General features: G+C 44.9%; 7 protein-coding genes. 3 read left to right on the top strand and 4 right to left on the bottom strand.

Going from position 1 to position 6,617, the window contains the following annotated elements; all coding sequences use genetic code 11:
• Window positions 1-720, top strand: a 720-nt coding sequence (locus QTO00_RS11985) for a Tim44 domain-containing protein (protein ID WP_331425026.1), incomplete at its 5' end; no start/stop codon positions are given.
• Window positions 721-822: 102 nt separating this feature from the next.
• Entirely contained in the window at window positions 823-1,140 is a 318-nt protein-coding gene (locus tag QTO00_RS11980; protein WP_331425025.1) for a DUF1244 domain-containing protein, read from the top strand.
• Window positions 1,141-1,223: 83 nt separating this feature from the next.
• Here the strand turns inward: QTO00_RS11980 and QTO00_RS11975 are convergent, their stop codons facing one another.
• The 4 genes from QTO00_RS11975 to QTO00_RS11960 all read right to left on the bottom strand — a co-directional run bounded on the left by QTO00_RS11975 (window position 1,224) and on the right by QTO00_RS11960 (window position 5,900).
• The gene (locus QTO00_RS11975; protein WP_331425024.1) at window positions 1,224-1,634 is read right to left on the bottom strand and encodes a phosphate ABC transporter substrate-binding protein; all 411 of its coding nucleotides are present in this window, start codon (window positions 1,632-1,634) and stop codon (window positions 1,224-1,226) included.
• 10 nt (window positions 1,635-1,644) lie between these two features.
• Window positions 1,645-2,817: a hypothetical protein gene (locus QTO00_RS11970; RefSeq protein ID WP_331425023.1), complete on the bottom strand. Its 1,173-nt coding sequence runs from the start codon at window positions 2,815-2,817 to the stop codon at window positions 1,645-1,647.
• A gap of 106 nt (window positions 2,818-2,923) precedes the next feature.
• Entirely contained in the window at window positions 2,924-4,390 is a 1,467-nt protein-coding gene (locus QTO00_RS11965) for a methyl-accepting chemotaxis protein (RefSeq protein WP_331425022.1), read from the bottom strand.
• 454 nt (window positions 4,391-4,844) lie between these two features.
• The gene (locus tag QTO00_RS11960) at window positions 4,845-5,900 is read right to left on the bottom strand and encodes a PLP-dependent cysteine synthase family protein (RefSeq protein WP_331425021.1); all 1,056 of its coding nucleotides are present in this window, start codon (window positions 5,898-5,900) and stop codon (window positions 4,845-4,847) included.
• Window positions 5,901-6,028: 128 nt separating this feature from the next.
• Between QTO00_RS11960 and QTO00_RS11955 the strand changes: the two genes are divergently transcribed.
• Window positions 6,029-6,496 (top strand): Lrp/AsnC family transcriptional regulator, encoded by a 468-nt coding sequence (locus QTO00_RS11955; RefSeq protein WP_331425020.1) that lies wholly within the window; start codon window positions 6,029-6,031, stop codon window positions 6,494-6,496.
• Window positions 6,497-6,617 lie beyond the last annotated feature (121 nt).

Raw genomic sequence — 6,617 nt, 5'->3', positions numbered from 1 at the left:
TCGATCGGTAAAGATCAAGCAGCAAAACAGAGTTCAAGTAAGAAAGGTCTGATGGGCGGATTGCTTGGCGGTCTGCTAGCTGGTGGGCTTTTAGCGGCGTTCTTTGGTGGTGCGTTTGAAGGTATCCAGTTTATGGATATCCTGATCATGGGTTTGATTGCGTTTGTTATTTTCAAATTCATGCGAGACATGCTTGGAGCGAAGCAGGGCAGTATGAATCAGCATCGCCAGCAGCCTGCTTTCGGTGGTTCAGCGCAAAAGTTTGAGCAACCAAACGTGCATAACTTCGAGAGTGCTAACCACACGGCATCAACAGGTGGTTTTGGCGCGACAACAGATGTGCCTCATAACTACCCTCCAGGTTTTGACCAAGCGGCGTTTGTTAATGGTTCGCGAGAGCATTACCGAATCTTGCAAGGTGCATGGAACCACAATCAACTTGAGACTATCGAAGAATATGTTTCGCCGAGTCTATATGATGACCTAAAATCTGAACGCGCTAAGCTAGAAGGTGAACAGCATACTGATGTTATGTATGTGGATGCGGAGATTGTGCGCGCTGATTACGATGCAAGCAAAGCTCAGCTAAGTTTGCAGTTCAGTGGTCGTTACCGTGATGCGGTTGAAGGTATTGAAGAGGACATTACCGATATCTGGCACTTAGAGCGTGACCTAACGGTACCAAATGCACCTTGGTTGATTGTTGGTATTCAAGCTTAACTCTCTGTGAGTGTGGACAAACGCCCGGGCTTTTTGCTTGGGCGTTTTTGTTTTCAACTGATACAATTCCGTAACAACTACAATCAATAGAAGGGAAGTAAAGTGGCTGAATTTAAATACAAAAATCTGACCCAAGAAGAGCAAGATAAACTGGATGCGGCTGTGTTTCGTCGTTTGTTGGCGCACTTAGATGATAATAAAGATGTGCAAAATATCGATTTAATGATCTTGGCTGGCTTCTGCCGCAACTGTTTTAGTAAGTGGTACACCGCAGAAGCACAAGCACATGGTCTGGAGCTAGACATCGATGATGCAAGGGAGCGTGTGTACGGTATGACTTATGACGAATGGAAACAGAACCATCAGCCCAAAGCGACACCCGAACAGCTAGCCGCATTTGAAGCGAGACAGAACAAGTAGGTTTTGCAGATAAAGAAAAGCCAGTGATGTGAACACTGGCTTTCTAACTCTTTGGTTTTCCAGTTATCTAAATAACTGTGAGATTAAAGCTTCAATAGAACTTTAACGTCACCAGTCACCGCAGACTCATCGACGTAACCAATGGCATCAGCATTGCTAGACACTTCCGCAATCACACCTGCGTAATCTGAAACTTGAATCGGCGCTTCAGCTTTTCCGGTAAAAACAAGACGAGACCAAGCTGATTGCAGTTGTGACTCACTACGACCTGTTGCCACCTCGTGGAAAGCAAGACGACCTTCAGAACCGTCAGATAACTCAACGATGCGAGCCTTGCTGCCGTTAGCTAGCTTAGTTTTCTTACCCATGAAGAGTTTCTTTACATCGCCTTTTGATAGCGCATCAACCCCAGCGGTATTGCCGATAACAACCATGCCAGCCATTGCGTTGAATGAAACAACAGAGGCCGCCAATAAAGTGATTAGTTTTTTCATGATGGTCTCCTTAGAATACGAAATCTAGACGTGCAGAGTAGACAACGCTATCTTCTTCATTGAACTTACCTGTTGCTACGTTTGACTGTGTAACTACGTTGCTGCTGAAACCACCACTGGTGTCTTTGTAATCTACAAATGTGGCGTCGAACTTAAGCGCCATGTTGGCGTAAAAATCCCAACGAGTACCCACTGAGTAAGACATACGCTCGAAGTTTAACCCTTTGTTTAGGTTTTGAGCGACACCATCAGCTTGGCTTAGTATGGCACTTGGCGCAGGGCGTTCGTCATTATCGGTTGTCTCCACCCAACTTGCTGCTAGGTAAGGGGTAAACTCTCCAAAACGATAACCAAATAGCCCAGAGACTGAGCGGCTATCATAGAATTTGCCATCCATCTGTACATCAGTTGCTTCGATGTTGGTTAGGAAATCCCCGTTGTCATATTGCATACCCACCGAAATAAACTGACCGTCTTGGCCATGAAGGCCAAGGGCTGAAGCGAGTTGACATTGTGAAGAGCTAGTGGCGCTCACGGTTGAGCTGCACTCTGGATTTGCTTCCGCAACAAAGTAAGAACCACGTAGTGTTAGATCTTCGAAATTCCAACTCGCTGATAAACCGAACATATTATCCAGTTTTACTTCGCCAACACGAGAGTCTTCTTCTTCAACGGTTGCGATACCAACGACAGGTTGTAGAAGTAGGCTTGAGTTTTCAAACTCAATTGGGATCAGTAGATCCGCGCCAGTGTAGCCACGAAGAACGATGTTGGTATAGGTCTCTTGAGATGGGCGAATCATCGGATAGGCATAGCCTAAGTCGATAAAGTCAGAGTAGAAAAACAGTGGCAAACGTAGTTTACCCGCGCGCACTGTTGCATGTTCAAAATCGTATGATGCGTAAGCCATTTCGATTTTTGGGTCGTAATCGTAGCGGCTATTTGCGACTAGCTGGGTCACAAATTTCGCTTTGTCGTTAATTTGGAAATCAAACTGGAGGCCACCCAGCGTTTCCTGTTCCCAATCGACTTTGTCGGCTGTGTAGCCTGCGTAGCCGATATCATTGTTTGATTTACCGACACCGACAGAGCCAAAACCACTGACGGAAAGGTTGTTGAGGCTGGCAGCCTGCGTGCCGAATGCGGTAACCGCAATAAGGCTTGCTAGAATGGTCTTTTTCATTTTGAACTCCACTACTGTGTTCGTTTATTTTTGCTTTTTTTAAAATTTAAGGTGCAGCGATCCACACTCGGCCAAAATGACCAAGTGTGGGAGCTAAACGCTAGGGTTATTTCACCTTAAAGTTTGTCGTCAATCCTGAAAGATTGGCTGTAATTGAGTTGATATCATGAGCGACACCGTCGAGCTCTCCGACATTATCAGCTGTACCTTGAGCCATAGTGCGAATGTTACCGACAATGGTTTCGATCTCACTTGAAGCGCGTTCTTGCTCTTCAGTTGAAGAGGCAATGAGATCATTCTTGTTGCTGATGTCAGATACATCACTCGTGATGCGCTGCAAAGACTGCTCGGCGACGAGGGACTTCTCGACACACTCTTCTGCTCGGCTTGCACTTTCTGAAATGATGTTTGCTGCGGTTTTGGTCTGCTCTTGGAGTTGGTGCAATACCGATTGGATCTCTTGTGTTGAGGTTTGGGTACGAGAAGCTAGGGTTCGCACTTCATCAGCGACCACAGCGAATCCACGACCTTGTTCTCCTGCGCGCGCTGCTTCAATCGCTGCGTTCAATGCGAGTAGGTTGGTTTGCTCTGCAATTGCACTGATCGAATCTAAGATTGAGCCTGCATTTTGAGTATTTTGATCGAGTTGCTGTACCACAAGTGAAGCATTTCTGACTTCTTCGGTTAGTTCTTGTACGGCGGCAATGGTGCTTTTTACTTGAGCTTCACCTTTATGCGCTTCTTGACTCGCGCTGCTGGCGGAATTCGATGCTTCACTGGCGTGAGAAGCGATGTGTCTAGCGGCATCAAATAACTGGCTTAATGAGGAAGAAACCTCTTCGATAGCACTATGTTGGTTGTTAGATAGATCTGTCGTTTTACGGCTAGATGAAACCAACGTGCTAGATATCTGATCAAGTTGATTGACGTTGTTTATGGTCTCAGTCACGTTTTGCTTTAGCTTGGTGACGAATACATTGAAATAGTCGATAACTGGTTTGAGTTCGTCATTTTTATCGTGGCTAATTTGAACCGTTAAGTCACCATCACCCTCGGCTATATCTCGCATTTTCTGTGCAAAACCGCCTAAATCGGTGCGAATGCCACGTGACACGTACCAGCCCATCGCGACGATAAGGAGCAGTGCGACACCACCTAAAATACTCATTAGTTGAGTCGCTGATTGGTTGTTTTTACCAAGGTCAGTCACAGATGTTTCGAAGTCAGTGATTCGAGCGTCAGAAAACAGCCTCATTTCGCTCTTGAGCGTTTCGAGTAATTTATTATTTGTTTCTGCTTTTTTAGCTGCAGTCGCTAAATCCAAATCACCATCAATCATGCCTAACGCCAAATCGTAAGTGGCTTGGTAATAAGTATTAAGTGATTGGGTTAAGGCGCTTGTTTTGGTTTTTAAATCTGGCTGCAGCTGCGCTTGTAGGTTTAAATTACCAACGATTTCATTCAGAGTTGACTGGTTCATTTCTAGCAGTTCTTCGTCCCCTAGGGTCACTGCGAGATTAAAACGCTCTGCGAGTTGCGAAAGGAGGAATGAGTTCAAAGATGCTGAATTCATTACGGGGTAGTATAACTTGTTGATACTACGAACTTGTTCAGTGTTATTAGTAAGCGTAGTTCCGCTTATAGATAAAATACTGGCGAATCCAAATAGCGACAGAAGGCACAGAGCAATAACCTTCCCCCGAATAGAGAGCGACATCATAGAGACATCCTTATCAAAAAGCTGAATAAAAAATATTGATTTTATAATTATTGAGACACTTGCATGTCAATTTATTTTACATTTAATCGTGGTTATGACAATAGAGTATTTATTCAGTTGATAAGCCTAGAATGATTAAATTGCTATTTTACAACAACTTGCAGTATTCGTGCTGGCCGAGTTCTTTTTGTTTATGTGATATTTATCAACAGATAGACTGAAGTTATGCGATTTGGTTATTAGGCTGGTGAAGGCTTAGCGGCGCAGTGGGTAAGCGCCGCGAATGGTGTTTTGTAACTGTTGGAATCTAATTGGATATTAGTTCATTAATTGCGTTTATATGTGGCTGAAGATCACCGATATTGTTCGCTACCCATTCTGGATTGTAGTAGGTGTCTAAGTAGCGCTCGCCACTGTCACACAATAGGGTGACAATGGAGCCTTTTTCTCCGCTTGCTTTCATCTCGCTTGCCAGTTGAAGCACGCCATATAAGTTTGTTCCAGTTGATGCGCCGACTTTACGACCAAGGATTGCTTCTAGCCAGTGTGCTGTTGCTACAGACGCGGCATCCGGGATCTTTCTCATTTCATCGACAACGCCTGGAATGAAGCTTGGTTCTACACGTGGCCGACCAATACCTTCGATCTTGCTGCCAGCATCACTCGTGAGTTCTTTATCGCCGGTCATAAAATAGTCATAAAAAACAGAGTTCTCTGGGTCGACAACACATAACTTAGTGTTATGTTTCTGGTAACGAATAAAACGGCCGATCGTCGCCGATGTACCGCCAGTACCAGGGCTCATTACCACCCAAGTTGGAATTGGGTGATCTTCCATCTCCATCTGGCTAAAGATCGAGTTGGCAATGTTGTTGTTTCCACGCCAATCAGTTGCGCGCTCTGCGTAGGTGAACTGGTCGATGTAGTGGCCATTGAGCTCTTTAGCTAGGTGGTGAGACTCGGCATAGATTTGGTCGGATCTATCCACTAGGTGAGCTTGGCCACCGTAGAACTCGATTTGCTCAATTTTCTTACAGGCTGTGGACTTCGGCATAACGGCGATGAACGGTAAGCCAAGTAGTCGTGCGAAGTAGGCTTCTGAAACGGCAGTACTGCCAGACGATGACTCGATAATGGTCGTTTCAGGACCAACCCATCCGTTACAAATGGCATAAAGGAAAAGAGAACGGGCAAGACGGTGCTTTAGTGAGCCTGTTGGATGAGTACTCTCATCTTTGAGGTAGATGTCAATGCCATCTAGGCTTGGAAGGTCGAGTTTTATTAAGTGAGTGTCCGCACTACGCTGATAGTCGGCTTCAATTTTGCGAACCGCATTGTTAATCCAGTTGTGATCTTTGCACATGGCCTTATTTCCGTAAACTTAGTATGAGTTTAATTTAGCTACATTCATGGAGAAAAACTTTGCTAAAGTTACTGTGGTTGAGTTAATTTGTAGAAAATTGTTCTACTTTAAGCGGTGGTGTGGACAAAATGATCGATAGAACGGACAGGAAGATATTAGAGCTATTACAAAGTGACGCGACCCTATCGCTCAATGATCTGGCTGAAGCGGTGAATCTAACCACGACACCTTGCTGGAAGAGACTCAAGAAGCTCGAAGATGCAGGGATTATCGAGAAAAGAGTGGCATTACTTAACCCAGAGAAGCTTGGTTTGTCGTTCACCGCATTTGTGTTGGTGAAAACTAATGATCATTCACACGAGTGGTACAGCCGATTTGTAGAGACAGTCTCGGAGTTTCCCGAAGTGATGGAGTTTTATCGCATGGCGGGCGAGTATGATTACATGATGAAAGTGCTAGTTAATGATATGAAGTGCTTTGATAGCTTTTATAAAAAGTTGGTTAACTCGGTGGAAGGGATTTCCAATGTGACCTCGACGTTTGCAATGGAGCCTTTGAAATACACCACGGCACTGCCTCTGGTTCACAACGGGTAATTGGCTTTAGACCTTAAGAGCAGTAAAAAGCCTCCAAGGAGGAGGCCTCAGACTGCTGACAAAGGTCTAGCCATAAGGCTAGACCTTTGATCTAATAGGAGTATATAAATTGGATACTCCG

The sequence above is a fragment of the Vibrio sp. M260118 genome, from assembly GCF_036533755.1.
In the GTDB taxonomy this organism is placed as follows: domain Bacteria; phylum Pseudomonadota; class Gammaproteobacteria; order Enterobacterales; family Vibrionaceae; genus Vibrio.
The sequence above is the reverse complement of the archived record's forward strand: the minus strand, read 5'-3'. Positions and strand labels throughout refer to the sequence as shown.

Coding starts and splice junctions, on each gene's coding strand:
- QTO00_RS11965 (WP_331425022.1), bottom strand. CDS start 4,390: ATGAATTCAGCATCTTTGAACTCATTCCTCCTTTCGCAACTCGCAGAG.
- QTO00_RS11975 (WP_331425024.1), bottom strand. CDS start 1,634: ATGAAAAAACTAATCACTTTATTGGCGGCCTCTGTTGTTTCATTCAAC.
- QTO00_RS11970 (WP_331425023.1), bottom strand. CDS start 2,817: ATGAAAAAGACCATTCTAGCAAGCCTTATTGCGGTTACCGCATTCGGC.
- QTO00_RS11960 (WP_331425021.1), bottom strand. CDS start 5,900: ATGTGCAAAGATCACAACTGGATTAACAATGCGGTTCGCAAAATTGAA.
- QTO00_RS11955 (WP_331425020.1), top strand. CDS start 6,029: ATGATCGATAGAACGGACAGGAAGATATTAGAGCTATTACAAAGTGAC.